Origin of the sequence: Variovorax defluvii (genome assembly GCF_039541515.1) — a bacterium.
GTDB classification, from domain to species: Bacteria; Pseudomonadota; Gammaproteobacteria; order Burkholderiales; family Burkholderiaceae_C; genus Variovorax; species Variovorax defluvii.
Genome location: NZ_BAABGJ010000012.1, coordinates 53290 through 68056, shown reverse-complemented (window position 1 = coordinate 68056; position 14767 = coordinate 53290). Strand labels below are relative to the sequence as shown.

The 14767-nt window shown below is 63.4% G+C and carries 16 protein-coding genes; 2 read left to right on the top strand and 14 right to left on the bottom strand.

Annotated elements, in window-relative coordinates; translation table 11 throughout:
* The 3 genes from wbjC to rffA all read right to left on the bottom strand — a co-directional run bounded on the left by wbjC (nt 1) and on the right by rffA (nt 3478).
* Nucleotides 1-1128 (bottom strand): UDP-2-acetamido-2,6-beta-L-arabino-hexul-4-ose reductase, encoded by a 1128-nt coding sequence (gene wbjC / locus ABEA07_RS07985; RefSeq protein WP_345537036.1) that lies wholly within the window; start codon nt 1126-1128, stop codon nt 1-3.
* Nucleotides 1129-1132: 4 nt separating this feature from the next.
* Nucleotides 1133-2185 (bottom strand): polysaccharide biosynthesis protein, encoded by a 1053-nt coding sequence (locus ABEA07_RS07980; protein ID WP_345537035.1) that lies wholly within the window; start codon nt 2183-2185, stop codon nt 1133-1135.
* Between the two features lie 147 nt (nt 2186-2332).
* Nucleotides 2333-3478: a dTDP-4-amino-4,6-dideoxygalactose transaminase gene (gene rffA, locus ABEA07_RS07975; RefSeq protein ID WP_345537034.1), complete on the bottom strand. Its 1146-nt coding sequence runs from the start codon at nt 3476-3478 to the stop codon at nt 2333-2335.
* 135 nt (nt 3479-3613) lie between these two features.
* Between rffA and ABEA07_RS07970 the strand changes: the two genes are divergently transcribed.
* Both ABEA07_RS07970 and ABEA07_RS07965 read left to right on the top strand, forming a co-directional pair.
* Nucleotides 3614-4630, top strand: a complete 1017-nt coding sequence (locus ABEA07_RS07970) for a class I SAM-dependent methyltransferase (protein WP_345537033.1) — start codon at nt 3614-3616, stop codon at nt 4628-4630.
* Nucleotides 4630-5565, top strand: a complete 936-nt coding sequence (locus ABEA07_RS07965; RefSeq protein ID WP_345537032.1) for a glycoside hydrolase family protein — start codon at nt 4630-4632, stop codon at nt 5563-5565. Before ABEA07_RS07970 ends, ABEA07_RS07965 begins: the two co-directional genes overlap by 1 nt.
* A gap of 4 nt (nt 5566-5569) precedes the next feature.
* On the opposite strand, the gene ABEA07_RS07960 is transcribed toward ABEA07_RS07965, so the two are convergent.
* The 11 genes from ABEA07_RS07960 to rfbF are packed head-to-tail and all read right to left on the bottom strand — an operon-like array spanning nt 5570 to nt 14759.
* The gene (locus ABEA07_RS07960) at nt 5570-6448 is read right to left on the bottom strand and encodes a methyltransferase (protein WP_345537031.1); all 879 of its coding nucleotides are present in this window, start codon (nt 6446-6448) and stop codon (nt 5570-5572) included.
* Nucleotides 6445-6882: a GtrA family protein gene (locus ABEA07_RS07955; protein ID WP_345537029.1), complete on the bottom strand. Its 438-nt coding sequence runs from the start codon at nt 6880-6882 to the stop codon at nt 6445-6447. Before ABEA07_RS07955 ends, ABEA07_RS07960 begins: the two co-directional genes overlap by 4 nt.
* The gene (locus ABEA07_RS07950) at nt 6879-7544 is read right to left on the bottom strand and encodes an acetyltransferase (protein ID WP_345537028.1); all 666 of its coding nucleotides are present in this window, start codon (nt 7542-7544) and stop codon (nt 6879-6881) included. Before ABEA07_RS07950 ends, ABEA07_RS07955 begins: the two co-directional genes overlap by 4 nt.
* The gene (locus ABEA07_RS07945) at nt 7541-8179 is read right to left on the bottom strand and encodes a methyltransferase domain-containing protein (RefSeq protein ID WP_345537149.1); all 639 of its coding nucleotides are present in this window, start codon (nt 8177-8179) and stop codon (nt 7541-7543) included. The genes ABEA07_RS07950 and ABEA07_RS07945 overlap by 4 nt, the downstream gene beginning before the upstream one ends.
* Nucleotides 8179-9003, bottom strand: a complete 825-nt coding sequence (locus tag ABEA07_RS07940; RefSeq protein ID WP_345537027.1) for a phytanoyl-CoA dioxygenase family protein — start codon at nt 9001-9003, stop codon at nt 8179-8181. The genes ABEA07_RS07945 and ABEA07_RS07940 overlap by 1 nt, the downstream gene beginning before the upstream one ends.
* Entirely contained in the window at nt 9000-9944 is a 945-nt protein-coding gene (locus ABEA07_RS07935; RefSeq protein ID WP_345537026.1) for a glycosyltransferase family 2 protein, read from the bottom strand. The genes ABEA07_RS07940 and ABEA07_RS07935 overlap by 4 nt, the downstream gene beginning before the upstream one ends.
* Nucleotides 9941-10636 (bottom strand): WbqC family protein, encoded by a 696-nt coding sequence (locus ABEA07_RS07930; protein WP_345537024.1) that lies wholly within the window; start codon nt 10634-10636, stop codon nt 9941-9943. Before ABEA07_RS07930 ends, ABEA07_RS07935 begins: the two co-directional genes overlap by 4 nt.
* Before the next feature lie 27 nt (nt 10637-10663).
* On the bottom strand, nt 10664-12877 hold the full coding sequence (locus tag ABEA07_RS07925) for a hypothetical protein (protein WP_345537023.1): 2214 nt from the start codon (nt 12875-12877) through the stop codon (nt 10664-10666).
* The gene (locus tag ABEA07_RS07920; RefSeq protein WP_345537022.1) at nt 12837-13244 is read right to left on the bottom strand and encodes a GtrA family protein; all 408 of its coding nucleotides are present in this window, start codon (nt 13242-13244) and stop codon (nt 12837-12839) included. The genes ABEA07_RS07925 and ABEA07_RS07920 overlap by 41 nt, the downstream gene beginning before the upstream one ends.
* Entirely contained in the window at nt 13241-13999 is a 759-nt protein-coding gene (locus ABEA07_RS07915; protein ID WP_345537021.1) for a class I SAM-dependent methyltransferase, read from the bottom strand. Before ABEA07_RS07915 ends, ABEA07_RS07920 begins: the two co-directional genes overlap by 4 nt.
* A complete protein-coding gene (gene rfbF, locus ABEA07_RS07910; RefSeq protein WP_345537019.1) occupies nt 13989-14759 on the bottom strand; it encodes a glucose-1-phosphate cytidylyltransferase in 771 nt (256 codons plus the stop codon). Before rfbF ends, ABEA07_RS07915 begins: the two co-directional genes overlap by 11 nt.
* Between the last annotated feature and the right edge of the window lie 8 nt (nt 14760-14767).

Genomic DNA, 14767 nt, shown 5'->3' with positions numbered 1-14767 from the left:
TCAGAGCGGACTGGCGAAGGTGTCCGGTTTGGCGCGGTCGAAAATCTCGTTGGCCCACAGCATGACGACCATTTCGTCCTGCCCGATGTTGGTGATGTCGTGCGTCCAGCCGGGCACGGTTTCCACGATCTCGGCCTGGTCGCCGTTCGTGATCAATTCGTAGGTTTCACCGGTCTGCATGTGGCGAAACTTGAAGCGCGCCTGCCCCTTGATGACCAGGAACTTCTCGGTCTTGCTGTGGTGGTAGTGCCCGCCTCGGGTGATGCCGGGATGGGCGGTGAAGTAGGAGAACTGACCGCTGTCGGGGGTGCGCAGCATCTCCACGAACACCCCGCGGGGGTCTGCGTGCTGCGGCACGGTGTACTTGAATTCCTCCACCGGGAGGTAGCTCACGTAGGTGGAATACAAGGCCCGCACGAGCCCGGTACCGACTCGCTCGGTCAACAGCGTCTTGCGGCTTTCCTTGAAGCGGGCAATCAAGTCCGCCACCTCGCCCACGGTCGTCGAATAGCAAGGCGTCACCGTCTCGAAGCCGGAGGCATCCACCGATGCATCGGCCCCGTCCAGGAGTTCGATGAAGCGCGCCACAAGATCGTCGATATACACCAGCGTCAGCGGCGCGGCCGCATCGCGGACTTCGATCGGCAGGCCCCGCGCGATGTTGTGGCAGAAAGTCGCCACCGCGGAGTTGTAGTTCGGCCGGCACCATTTGCCGAACACGTTGGGAAGACGAAAGACGTGCGCCGCGAAGCCGTGCTGCTCGGCGGCGGCGAACACCGCCTGCTCGGCTGCGCGCTTGCTCTGCCCGTAGGGATTGTCCCGCTCTGCCTGGATGGAGGAGGTCAGGACGACGGGGATCTTCCTGCCGCTCACCTCCATTTCCGCCACGACGGCGTCGCACAGCGATCGCGTGAGTTCGAAGTTGCCGCTGGCGAACTCCTTCGGATCTTGCGGTCGATTCACGCCCGCGAGATGAAAGACGAAGTCCACGCCGCGCAGCATGCCCGGCAGTTGCGAGACGTCGTGGCCGGAGTCGTACGCGACCACCTCGACATCCTTCCGCTCGGACAGCGCCAGGCGGAGATTCCTGCCGACGAAGCCGCCGGCGCCGGTGATCAGGACCTTCACCGGTTCACCCTTCGAGAACGGCAGGCTCGCCTCGAGCCACCTTCTGCATGAACTCGAGCCGCAGCAGCAGCTTCTTCATGCCTTCGACATCCAGCCGCGTGGTGTTGTGCGAGTTGTACTCTTCCCCATGCAGGGCCCGCGTGATGCGGCTTTCGCCTTCTTCGACGAACTTCGCGTAGTTCAGGTCGCGACCGTCAGGCGGCACACGGAAGTAGTCGCCGAGGTCTTCCGCACAGGCGCGCTCTTCCTTGCTGAGAAGCGACTCGTAGAGCTTTTCGCCGTGGCGGGAGCCGATGATGGCGATCGGGTGGTCCTTCTTTCCCATCAGATCCAGGATGGCCTGGCTGAGCACCTCCATGGTCGCGGCAGGCGACTTTTGAACGAAGATGTCGCCGTTCTGCCCGTGCGTGAACGCGTAGAGAACCAGGTCGACCGCGTCCGCCAGCGTCATCATGAACCGCGTCATGGTCGGGTCGGTGATGGTGATGTCCTGGCCGTCGAGGACCTGCTGCACGAACAGCGGAATGACCGAACCGCGCGACGCCATGACGTTGCCGTAGCGCGTGCCGCAGATCACGGTGCCGGTGCCTTCGAGGTTTCGGCTCGCGGCCACCATGACTTTCTCCATCATGGCCTTGCTGATGCCCATGGCGTTGATCGGATAGACAGCCTTGTCGGTGCTCAGGCACACCACCCGCTTGACGCCTGCCGCCACCGCCGCCTCGAGAACGTTCTCACCGCCCAGCACGTTGGTGCGAACCGCCTGCATGGGATGGAATTCGCACGATGGCACCTGCTTGAGGGCGGCTGCATGGAACACGTAATCGACGCCCCGCATGGCAGCGGCCAGGCCGTGCGCATCGCGAACGTCGCCGATGTAGAACTTGAGCTTCGCGTTGTTGTAACGCTTGCGCATGTCGTCCTGCTTCTTCTCGTCGCGGCTGAAAACCCGGATCTCGCCGATGTCCGTCTGGAGGAAGCGCTTGATGACGGCGTTTCCAAAGGATCCGGTCCCGCCCGTGATCAATAGGGTCTTGTTGCTGAACGGCGTTTGCATTTGAAACTGAGGGCTCGAGGCCCGATAGTGGAATGGTGGACCAGGCCGGCGGGGCGATAGCTTCCCACGCCGAGGCCGTATGGATGTCTCTTCTCTGGCATGACGGCAGCCAACCGCGCACTTTAGCGCAATCCCCGTCCCCGACCCTCAGGACTGGGCCGAGATGGCGTCTGCGAGCACCTGGACGACGAGTTCCTGCTTTTCGGGGCTCAGCCCGACCCAGAGCGGCAGCCGGACCAGGCATTCGGACTGGCGGTCGGTGACGTCCAGCGCCCCGTGTGTCCTGCCATACCGCCGGCCCGCGGGCGAGGAATGCAAGGGGACGTAGTGGAAGACGGCCGAGATACCAGCCAGTTTCAGCGCGTCCAACACCTTCTGGCGATCGATTTCCGGCTGGATGAGGACGTAGTACATGTGGGCGTTGTGCCGGCAGCCGGCGGGCACCGTGGGCCGTCGCAGTTGCCGGGACGACTCCAGGGGCTCGAGCAGGCCGTGGTAGCGGTTCCAGGCATCCAGGCGCATCTGCGTGATGCGTTCGGCCTCCTCGAGCTGGGCCCACAGAAACGCGGCGACCAGCTCGCCCGGAAGGAAGGATGAACCGACCTCCTGCCACGTGTACTTGTCGACCTCGCCCCTGAAAAAGCGGCTGCGGTTCGTGCCCTTCTCCCGGATGACTTCCGCGCGCTCGGCCAGGGCCGGATCGTTGACAAGCAGCGCTCCCCCCTCTCCCGAAATCACGTTCTTCGTCTCGTGGAAGCTGTAGGTCCCCAGGTGGCCCAGGCTGCCCAGGGCACGGCCCTTGTAGCTCGCCATCACGCCCTGCGCGGCATCCTCGACCACCACCAAGCCATGCCGCTTGGCAATGTCCATGACCGCGTCCATCTCGCAGGCGACGCCTGCGTAGTGGACCACCGCGATGCCACGCGTGCGCGGCGTGATCGCGGCTTCGATCAACGATTCGTCCAGGTTCAGGGTATCGGCCCGGATGTCGACGAACACCGGCACGCCGCCTCTCAGCACGAACGCGTTGGCGGTCGAAACGAAGGTGTACGAAGGCATGATGATTTCATCGCCGGGCTGGATGTCCATCAGCAGCGCGGCCATTTCCAGGGCGGCCGTGCACGAGTGCGTCAGAAGCGCCTTGCTGCAGCCCGCGCGCGCCTCGATCCATTGGTGGCAGCGGCGGGTGAACGGGCCATCGCCTGCCAGGCGGCCGTTGAAGTGGGACTCCGCGATGTAGTAGAGCTCCTTGCCGGTCATGTGCGGCCAGTTGAAGGGAATACGTTCGGTCATGAGATCAAGACAAGAGGCTCTTGGAGAAGCAGCGAGCTTAACAAGCCTAGGCCACCAGACGACATCGGGCGCGCGCGATGCCGGAGCAGGCATGGAGACAAGGGCAAAATGCCTCGAAACAGCCAGATCCACACCATGAGCGCCAACTCTCCCCACGCCTCTCTTTACGAGGCGTTTCGCGATCCCGTCACGCATGTTGACCTGCAACCGGTCCGGGAAGGCCTGGCCAATGGAAGTTCGACGGCTTTCGAGTTCATGGACGGCGATCCGGGGGTGGTCGATTTCATGGCGCCCTCGCCGGCCTCCGCGGCCGACGAGGCCAACCTGAAGATGTACAACGACGAAAGCTCGACGGAAAAGTATCGCAACTTCCTGCGGTGGCTGTTCAAGACCTTCGAAGTCGACGAGGACTGGTTCAGGGCCGACTTGCTCTCCCGGCTCGCCATCACGGACGGAATGAAAGTCCTGGTGGTGGGGTGCGGCCTCGGAGAAGACGTTGCGCTCATCCAGAACGACATCGGCGCCACCGGCCAGGTGCACGCGCAGGACATCAGCAAGTCCATGGTAAAGGCAGCACGCGCCTCGATTCATGCACCGAACGTCTGCTTTTCAGTTTCCAATGCATTGAAGCTGCCTTACAAGTCGAGGTATTTCGACGTAGTTTTTCATTTCGGCGGTATCAATCTGTTCGGCGATCTGAAGCAGGCCATCTCAGAACTGGAGCGGGTGTGCAAGATCGGCGGCCGGGTCGTGTTCGGCGACGAAGGCATCGCGCCTCACCTGAGGGGAACGGAATATGCCGACGTTCTCATCCACAACAATCCGCTGTGGGCGCTCGAAGCGCCGATGCGTGAGTTGCCTTCCAACGCCGATGCCGTCACGCTCGAGTACTTGCTGGGCAACTGCTTCTACCTGATCACGTTCACGCCGGGCGAGGGATTCCCGAAGGTGAACCTGGATGTTCCTCACGTCGGCGCCAGGGGGGGCTCCGCCCGGACACGGTATTACGGGCGGCTGGAGGGCGTCAGCGTCGAGACGAAGCGCAAGCTGCTCGATGCTGCGCAAGCGCGTGGTATCTCGATGCATGACCTTCTCGAACAGGTCATCGGCGCGCAGCTTGCCGACGCGCAACCCCGTTCGCCGCAAACGTGATGAAAGCCTGGGTCAAGCAGGGGCTGCTGTACGCCTTGCCCGAAGGCGGTCTGCATCCGAAGCTGCTGACGCACGCGGCAAACCCGCTGCCAGTGCATCTGTCGGGCGACATCTATCGAATCTTCTTCAGCGCGAGGGATGCCTTCAACCGATCCTCGATCGGCGCAGTCGACGTCGACATCGTATCGAGGCAGATCGTGCATGAACACGCGCATCCTTTCTTCGAACACGGCCCCAAGGGGAGCTTCTATGCGGACGGCGTCAGCATCGGCAACTGCTACGTGGTGGACGATACCTGCTACATGCTTTTCATGGGATGGCAGAACCCGGCGGGTGGCCATTGGCGTGGCGACATCGGGCGGCTGACGGTCCGCCCCGACCTGTCCCTGGCGCTCGACACGGCGGCGCCTCTTCTCGGTTCCGATCCGGTCGATCCGATCAGCCTCTCTTATCCCTGGGTGATGGAACTGTCGCCTGGGCGGTTCAAGATGTGGTATCCATCTACTGTCACATGGTCGGCCGGCAATGGAGAGATGCTGGCTGTGCTGCACACGGCGGACTCCGAAGACGGGCATCGATGGGTTCGCCGCGGTCTTGGCGTGCCCTACGAGCTCGGACGAGCCCAGGCCTTCTCGCGACCCAACGTTCAGGGAAACCCGGAGAGCGGCTACGAGATGTGGTTCTCCTATCGCGGCGATGGGCGCAGCAGCTATCGCATCGGATATGCGACCAGTCCCGATGCCGACCACTGGCAGTTGCGGCTGGACGAGGTCGGGATCGACGTGTCGCCCGAGGGCTGGGACGCCGACATGATCGAATATCCCTTCGTGTTCGATCACGCGGGAGAGCGCTACATGCTCTACAACGGCAACGGTTACGGCAAGACCGGGTTCGGCATCGCGGTCCTGCGCGACCCGGACGAGGCAGGCGCTTGAGCGGCTATGCTGCTCTCCGGGCGACCACGAGCCTCGACCCGCCCGCGGGAAGGTCGACCCCGCGCCTGATCAACGCCAGCTCGGCCATCATCAGCTGGAAGAATGTCCGGTTCATCCAGGGAGAGATCTTCAATTCCTTGCCGGCATCGAACTCCTCCAGGCGGGTTTTTCGCCGGGCAAGGCGTGCCACGAGCATGGCCGGCAGAAGGAAAGACACGAAGGATGTGCTTCTGATCACACGAAGCCCGGCGCTCTCGATCTTGGCGTGCAGGTCGGCGCGTGCGTAGCGGCGGACGTGGTGTGCATAGTCATCGGCTGCGCTCCACAGCCATGCATGCTGCGGCACCGTGAGCAGGAAAATCCCCCCCGGCTTCAATGCGTCACGGACCTGCGCCAGCACCTGCACATCCTGCTCGATATGCTCGACCACATCGAATGCGCCGATGACATCGAACTCGTCCCGATACGGGATGTCCCGCGCATCCATCTGCATGAAGTCGACATGGGGCAGACGGCGCGCAGCGAACCCCAGACCCGCTGTGAAGATCTCGCTTCCATGCAGCTTCGAGCGGGAAAAGCGATCGGCAATGCCCCGAAGGACGAAGCCCGTTCCGCAACCGATCTCCAGCAGGTTGCGAAAGCCCTTGCCGTAGTGCTCGAGCGCCCAGAGCACGATCTCGTTGCGCGCCCGAAACCAGAAGTTCGCGCCTTCCAGATCGGCCAGTTCAGAAAAATAGGCAGCATCGAATCCACCCCCGCCGTGTGCCAATGCTGGCGCGAAGGACACGAAGCCGTCGACCCGCAAAGGCTCCGCGCCGCAGGCCGGGCACGTCAGCCGCTCTGTCGACGGATGCGTCGCACCACAAGCAAGACATCGTCTCATCTGCCTTCACCTCGAGTGAAAGCGTCCTGCCTGAACACGAAGAACTTGAAAGCGAGAAACAGGTACCCCGCCACGACGAAGACCCCGATCGCCTGCGCCCATTGGTGGGGATACCCCAGCTTGTCGATGACGATGCCGAACACCGCAAGGTTGATCAAATAGCCCACGCCGTGCGCCAGCACGTAGCGGGCCGCGCTCGATGCGACGCCTCCTCGATGCCGAAAGGTCAGGCGCTTGTTGCCCCAGAAGCCAGCGGCCGCACCCAAGGCATAAAGCACGGTCATCGCAAGCCGGGGCGGCACCCCGAGGAAAGTGACAAGCAGGTAGAGCGCATAGCCGATCAGGTTCACAGCCAGACCGACGAGGCCGTAGCGGATCAACTGCTTGAATGAACCGAACCGGCCGGCCGTCGCGGCCGCATCCATGGCTGTCATATGCCACGCAAGCGGTTGCTCGGCACTTTCGACCGCTCGGTCGCTGCGCCCAGGTAGACGCCATCGGGATCGGCGTCCGACAGCAGCAATGCGCCGGCACCGATGACGCATCGAGGGCCGATCTTGATGTGGTCGCGCAGCGTGGCATTGACGCCGATGAAGCATTGCTCCCCGATCTCGACGCCTCCCGAGACCACCGCGTGCGACGCGATGAAGCAATGGTTGCCGATGACGGAGTGATGGCCGATGTGGTTGCCACTCCACAAAGTCACGTTGTCGCCTATCGAAACGAAGGGCTGGATCGTGTTGTCTTCGAAGATGAAGCAGTTCTCGCCGATGCGGCCATCGTTGAGCACGCTCGCCCGCGTGCTGACGAAGCTGGCGAGCCGATAGCCCTTCGCCTTGGCTGCAAGAAACTTCTCCTTCCGCACCGCGTTGAGCTTCGAATAGCTGAGCGCCACGAACAGATGGACCTGATCGGGGGGCAAGCGCGAAGCCAGCTCTTCGAATGGGATCACGGGAAGGCCGCAGAAATCGGGGCCGGGCATGAACGCCGCGTCCACGGTGAAGGCCACCACCTCGTACTCGGATTCCGCGCTGAAGTAGAAATGCGCGAGTTGCCCGATGTCGCCGCAGCCGAAGATGACGAGTTGGGGCTTCATAGGGCCTTCCGCACAAGAATCGTGAACTCGTAGAGGTCGTAGTCGTGCAGGAGCGCCACGTTCCGCGCGAAACGACGCTTGCACAGGTCGAACAGCTCGCACGGATCTGCGTAGTAGAGGTCGCCGCGCATCTTGTCCTTGTCGGAATAGCTGGTCAGACAGTTGAACGCGAAGCCGCGCTCGCTGGTGCGGTCCAACACCTCGAGCGTCGACTCGATGTAGCGGCGCCATTCGGCATCCGAGCGCCCCAGCCGGACATTGAAGATTCCACTGGCAATGCCGTAGGTCCCGACGGTGTCAGGCTGGCCCCCGACCACGAATCGCACATGCGCCTCGCCGGCGTAACGACGCCGGGCAGCGCCAATCATGGCCTCGGAAACGTCGATTCCGGTATAGCGGAAATCCTCTCGGCCGGCCCGCAGGAAGTCGCACAGTGCGCCGTAACCGCATCCCAGGTCGTTGACAGAGAAGTCCCGTTCGAGGCCGATGACCTTGCACAGCTGCTCGAAGCGCAAGACCTGTCCGGCCTCGCCGTTCCAATCGACACCCCGTGCGCTTTCGCCGTGCAATGCCAGCTTGCCATCGTAGTAGCCCGCCACTTCCGCGAGCATCGCCTCGGTCTTGTCGGGCTCCATCATGTCCTCGCCGCGCGCCGGCTCAGGTAGTCCTCGACGGAGTCCGGCTCGGTGTAGTTGAAACCCAGCACATCCCGCGCCTCCGGCGAAAGGCTTTCCGGATCGAGGTTCCTCGGAAGCTGTATCTGCTGCTTGAAATAGGGGATGTTGAACATGTGATTGACTGCGCGCCTCGCCTCGCCGGTGCCGTTGAACCCGCCCGCGTGGAAGACCATGCAGTCCAGCACGATGAACGAACCCGCGGGCGCTATTAATTGGACAGCGTTGCGCTCGACATAGGCACGAGAACCGAGCGCCGGGGATCTGTGCGAGGCAGGGAGCACGAAGGTGGCACCGTTGTCGACGGTGAAGTCGTCGACGCAGTAGAGCGCATTGATGGCCAGTGGCGTCGTGGAAACGAAATGCTGGTACGGCAGATCGCGGTGCCATGCGCTCTGGCTGTAATCTTGCCGCGGCGGATTCACGATGCCGTTTTGCTGGTTGAGGATGAACTTGCCGTCGATGAGGCGTTTGAGCAAGGACATAAGCGAGGCATTGAGTGCGAGATCGAGAAAGACCTTGCTGCCCTGGGTCAGCAGGGCGCGGATCGTATCGAATTCGCCCAGCTTCTTGAGGAAAGCCTCGCCATGTCTTCCGACATAAGCGGAACGCACGCGATCGAACTCCTGCCGGACATGGCCGATTTCTTCGGATGAGAAGCCTGCACTCAGGACGGCGTATCCGAGGTCGAGAATCTGTTCGACGGCTTCGGCCTCTGGTGTCTGCGCTTCCCTGCGGTGGAGTACACCGTAGGACTGCGTCGGGATATGTTGCCGGTCTGTCATGGACGCGGGCCCTCGCCATCGTGATGGCCGTAGATCTGGCGCACGATCGTGTACGGACGGCGTTTCACCTCGGAGAACACCTTGGAAATGTAGATTCCCTGTATCCCGAGAAAGAAGATGATCAGACCCGAGAACAGCCAGACCGACGCGATGATCGACGTGTAGCCGCTGGGCGGCGCGGCGATAAATGCGTACCTGATGGAGAGATAGACGATATACACGAGTGCGGACAACGAGATCACGAGGCCCGAATAGAAGGTGAATACCAGCGGCAGGCTGCTGAATGAAGTGACAGCGTTGACAAGATGACTGATCTTTCGCGACAAGGAGTAGGTGGTCGGGCTGGTCGCGTGCTTCTTGACGATGCGCTGCACCTGCTTGAAACCCGTTACCACCCACAGGCCGCCGATGTTGAGTTCACGCTCCTCGTGCAGCAACAGTGCATCGACGTACCGCCGGGACATCAACCGCGCGGTGACGATGTTGTCGGGCTGACCGACGCCCGTCAACAGGCGGAAGGCGCGGTAGAACAGCGCGCCGCTGAACTGCTCGAACCATCCTCCTCGACGGTTGGCCTGGACACCATAGACCACGTCGCAGGACTGCGCCTCCATCTGCAAGGCGAAGTCGCCCATCCATTCGGGCTCTTCCTCGAGATCGCTGTCGATCAGGAACACCAGTTCCCCCCTGGATGAGGCCAGCCCCGTCATCATGGCCTTGTGGTGGCCGAAGTTCCTCGACAGGTCCACGACCGCGACGTGCCGGTCGATGCGGGTCAGACCGATGGCCCGCTCGAGGCTGTCATCGGGCGACCCGTCGTTCACCAGCACGATCTCGTAGTCGTCACCGGCCAATTGCCGCGCAGCCTGCGTAACACGTGCGTGGAACTCGTCCAGGTACGGGGCGGAGCAATAGAGCGTGGCAACAACTGACAGCTTCATGGCTGGACGTATCTCATGTAACGATGCGCTTCGGGCCCGCAATTGAACAGCAGGTCGAGGATGCTGACGTTGTGCGCGAAGGCACCCCACAGCTGCGGATACTCCGGGTAGCCCGCATAGTCGAACCAGCTCACACGGATGTCCATGTCCTTGAACACCTGTTCATCGATGTACTCTCTGGCGGCCGGACCCGACACGTACTCCTGTCCACCGGCCTGGCGGCACAGATGTGCCAGACGCTCCGTCTTGCCCTCGTGCAGTCGGTAGTCCCAGGAATTGCGCACGGGCGTGTCGATACCCAGGTAGCGGCAGATGGACTCTATCAGGCGGCGGTTGAGCCGCGACAGCAGTGTCTCCTGCGGCCCGAGGTACAAGGGCTCCAGCCATTCTGCGACGGCCTCGAAATGAGGTGCCCGCCTGTAGTTCTGGACCAAGGCTTTCCAGTGCGCCGATGCCCATTCCTGGCCGTCGAGCTCGGTATCGCGGATCGTCTGGAAATACTTTCCCTTGACCCGCACCGGCACCGTGAGCCATTGGAGGCCCTGCGGCGTCTTGATCTGATTCCGGTTGCGCCAGTCCCTGCGCGTGTACTGCATGTCGTCGAACAGGATGAACTCGTCGACGCAGGCGATGAGGTCGAAATAGCCCTTCCAGGGGATGTAGTTGGACTGAACGATGGCGATCTTCTTCAATTCGTCTTCCCTCGGGCAAAGGCCGGCTCATCGGGCAGGGTCGAGCGCGACCCAGTCGATCATGGCCGAGCGGCCGTAGTAGTGCAGGTCGACGGCCGACTCGAAGAGCAGCTCGTTGCGGCCGTCGAACAGCAGTCCGGCCGGCACCGGCGCTGCAAAGTATCCCTCTGCCCACGTCAGCGGGACCTCCTGTCCATTGATCCTGACCTGCATGCCGGTCCGAACGCCGTCGTTGGCGAAGTGGACGAACCGGCCCGTGAGCATGTAGGGTCCGCCGGCAGGCCGCAGCGGCACGTACAAGGTTGCCTCTCTGCTTGTCTTCCAGGACATGGACACATGCCCGCGCCCCTTGGCCGCCCATTCGGCTTCGAGCCAGCCGGCCCCGGAGGGCACGACTTCAAGGCTCCACCAGTCACCGAAGTCGTAGCGCAAACGCGCGGAGGGGAACTGATCCTTGAACATCGGCGCCACGAAACCATGCCGCCGCTCCTCGAGCAACGCGCGGTAGCGGCGCCCGGCGATGGTGTCGCTCTCTCGCAGCTGCTGTCGCCAGGCATTCGACGACGTCAGGCGGATGGCGGTCCCGTCGGCTGCGATGGGCGCCAGCACCAGCTGCCGCGCATCGATGTGCTGCGGCGGCTTGGGCGAAGACCGCATGTCGCCCGGGCCGACCGCCGCCGCAGGGTATGACAGCGTCCAACCGAGCCGGTCTTCGCTGCACCGGCCCGGCCGGCCGAAGGCATCCCAGCGCTGCCACTCCATGCTGGGAACGCGGCACACCTCTATGGGACCTGTCGGGCGCCCATACAGGTAGGTCAGCGTGTAGCGAAGCCCATCCTGGTGGAACATCCACGTGTGCCCGATCTGGGACGTGCCGTCGAGCACCAGCAGGCTTTCGCGGGGCGCGTTGCCGTCGAAATTCTCCACCACCGCCCGCAGCAGCGTGCGCTGCCGCTCCGACAGGTCCACGTAGTGGTGGAATTGAAACAGCTGCGCGCCCAACCCCAGCACCATCAGCACCATCGCGGCCCCCGCGGCGACGGGCCGCGCCGCGCGCCCCAGGAGAAGGAGCATGCCCACCCACGCCAACACGGCACCGGGCGTCGCCCACAGGTAGGTTCGCTGGCTGATCACCATGTGCGCGCCGGATGTCATGTAGGGCAGATAACCCACCAGCATGAGTGCGAGGCCCGCGACCACCAGCCGCGTCGGCGACCCGATGGCCTGCGCATCCGGCACCACGCCTGCCCTCCTGCCGCGTGAGCCTCCAGCGATGGCAAGCAGGCAGACCGCGGCGAGCGCGACGGATGCCGAGGCAAGGTAGGTGTAGCTCTGGAAGGTGCGGGCGGTCATCCTCACCGCATCGACCCACCCGCCGAAAAGTGCCCGTGCAGCGCCGACGTCGAAGAGATCCGGCCAGACCGACAAGGCATGGCGAAGGGCCGACCCTTGCCCGGTCACGGCGCCCTGGTAACTCGAGATGTGGCGGCTGATCCAGATCGCATACGCAACGTAAGCCACCGGTGCCCCGAGCCACAGCAGCGCAGCCACCGCGCGCTGGACCGTCCAGGGACGCGGAAGGCCATGCCGGGCGAACAGCACGGCCGGCGGCAAGGCCACGAGGGTCAACGCGACTTCGTAGATCAGACCCGCCCAGAGAAAGAGCAGGCTGCCGGCCGAGGCAAAGGCCATCGAAAGCGCCGGTCGGCGCGCATCGAATGCCTTCACCGCGAACAGGGCCCCGGTGAGGGCCAGCGCGCCCGCCACATTGATGTGGATACTGCGGAACGACAGCTGCATCGTGTCGGCCGGATACAGAAGCGTGAGCACGCCGGCCAGCATGCCGGCCGCGAGCGACCCCGTCGCACGCCATCCCAACCAGCTCATGGCGGCGCCCTTGATCACCAGGGCTACCATCGTGACGACATGCCAGCCGACAAACGAGTCCGGCGACAGGGTGTGCGCCAAGGCGAAGCTGAACGGCATCAGCGGCCGCAGCGCATGCGCCGCCAGCGGTCCGTCCAGGTGCGTGTAGAAGAAGGTGCCATGTTCGGCGAACAGACCCAGAAGATCCCATTCCTCGATCAAGCCCGTCATCGCGAACCCGAACGGCATCCAGAGCAAAACCACGACCGCGACGGACGGAAGCAGCATGCGCCGGGCAGAACCGAGGCTGCCTGCGACGGCACGGACGGCGGGGCTAGACATGGCCCGTGCTGCCGGCATCCCGATGCCCGGCACCCTCCGCGAAAACGTAATACTTGCTGAGCGCGAAGGACAGTCCGAAATATCCGAAGCCTGCAATCACCTGCGCCCATCCGCCGTCCAGGCCCATCGCATGGACGCACAACACGAGCACGGCGAGATTGGCCAGGTAGGCCAGCGCAAAGATCAGGAGAAAGCGTCTGAGCTCCCTGCGCGCAGGGCCTTTGCTGCGGAAGGTGAAGCTGCGGTTGAGCGTGAACGACACGACGAAGCCCACTGCATACCCGGCGATGTTGCTGGCAACGGGGCTCCAGTCGAGGACCCCCATGCACAGGAAGATGACGGCGTAGCCCAGCCCGGTGTTCAGGACACCGACGAACGCATAGCGGATCAGTTCCATCATGCTTCGCGGCCAGCGCTCATCCAGTACTGACCGCCCAGAGGCAGCCATCCCAGAAATCGCTCGAGCGGGAGAAACCACTTGAGGCGGGGAGGCACGAAAAGACAATAGGTCTGCCGCTGCAGCTTCAGGCCCGCGCCGGCGAACAGGTCGCGCAACTCGGGCGGCTTCAGCAGGATGGCGTCGGCGTCGAACGGGCAGTTGTCGACGATGCGGCGCGTCACCGGGTTGTAGGGGTTGTGCTCGAACACGTCGATCGAGCCGTTCGGTTCGAGCCGCCGCGAAAGCGTGCCCATCACGGTCGCACGCACGGCCGGGGGAATGTGATGGAACACGCTGGCCACGAAGATCAGGTCGAAGCGGCCGAGTTCCAGGCCTTCCTGCTCGACCTCGAAGCGCTGCTGCGGGTTGCCGGCACGTGCGACGCGAAGGCTCTCGGCCGAGACGTCGGTGCCGACTACCTCGGCGCCTGGAAAGGCGGCACGCAGATAACTGATGTTGCGGCCAGTGCCGCATCCGTACTCCAGCACGCGCCGCACGGACGCGCCCGAGCCGGCAGCGGCCTTGCGGATCAGGTCGACCTTGTACCTGGCGAAGTACTCGGAATCGTCCGCGTAGAGCTTCGTACTCTCCCGGAGAAGTTCGTCATAGTTGGCCGAGTAGTCGTCGAAGTCCACCTTGTCCCCGGGCTGCGTATCCGCAGCCGCTCCGCCGGCAGTCCCGCGGCTCGCCTCCGCCGCGCCTCGATCACCAGACATGCCAGGGCGCCCGTCCGGTGTTCCAGAGCTGCTCGAGCGCGCGCTTGTCGCGCAGCGTGTCACAGGGCTGCCAGAAGCCGTGGTGCCGCCAGGCCTTGAGCTGACCGTCGCGCGCGAGGTTCATGAGCGGAGCCCGTTCCCAGGACGTCGCGTCATCGGCGACATAGTCGATAGCCTTGGGTTCGAGCACGAAAAACCCGCCGTTGATCCAGCCGATCTCGTCGCTGGGCTTCTCCTCGAAGGACGTCACCTGTTGTTCGGGATCGAGATTCAGCACGCCGAAGCGCCCCGGCGGCTGCACGGCCAGCACCGTGGCCAGCTTGCCGTGCCGGCGATGAAAGTTGATTTCCGCGGCAATGTCGACATCGGACAGACCATCGCCATAGGTCAGGCAGAAGGTCTCGTTGTCCAGGTATTTCGCGACGCGCTTGAGCCGACCGCCCGTCATCGTCTCGGGGCCGGTGTCGACCAGCGTGACGCGCCAGTCCTCGGCGTGGCTGTCGAGGATCTGCGCATCGCCGGTGCGCAGGTCGATGCGCATGTCCGACATGTGCCGGTAGTAGTTGAAGAAGAACTCCTTGATGACGTAGCCCTTGTAGCCCAGGCAGACGATGAAGTCCTTCACGCCATGGCAGGCGTAGATCTTCATGATGTGCCACAGCAGTGGACGTCCGCCCACTTCGACCATCGGCTTCGGCTTGGTATCGGATTCTTCGGCAATGCGGGTGCCGAGGCCTCCGGCCAGGATCACAGCCTTCATAGATGTTT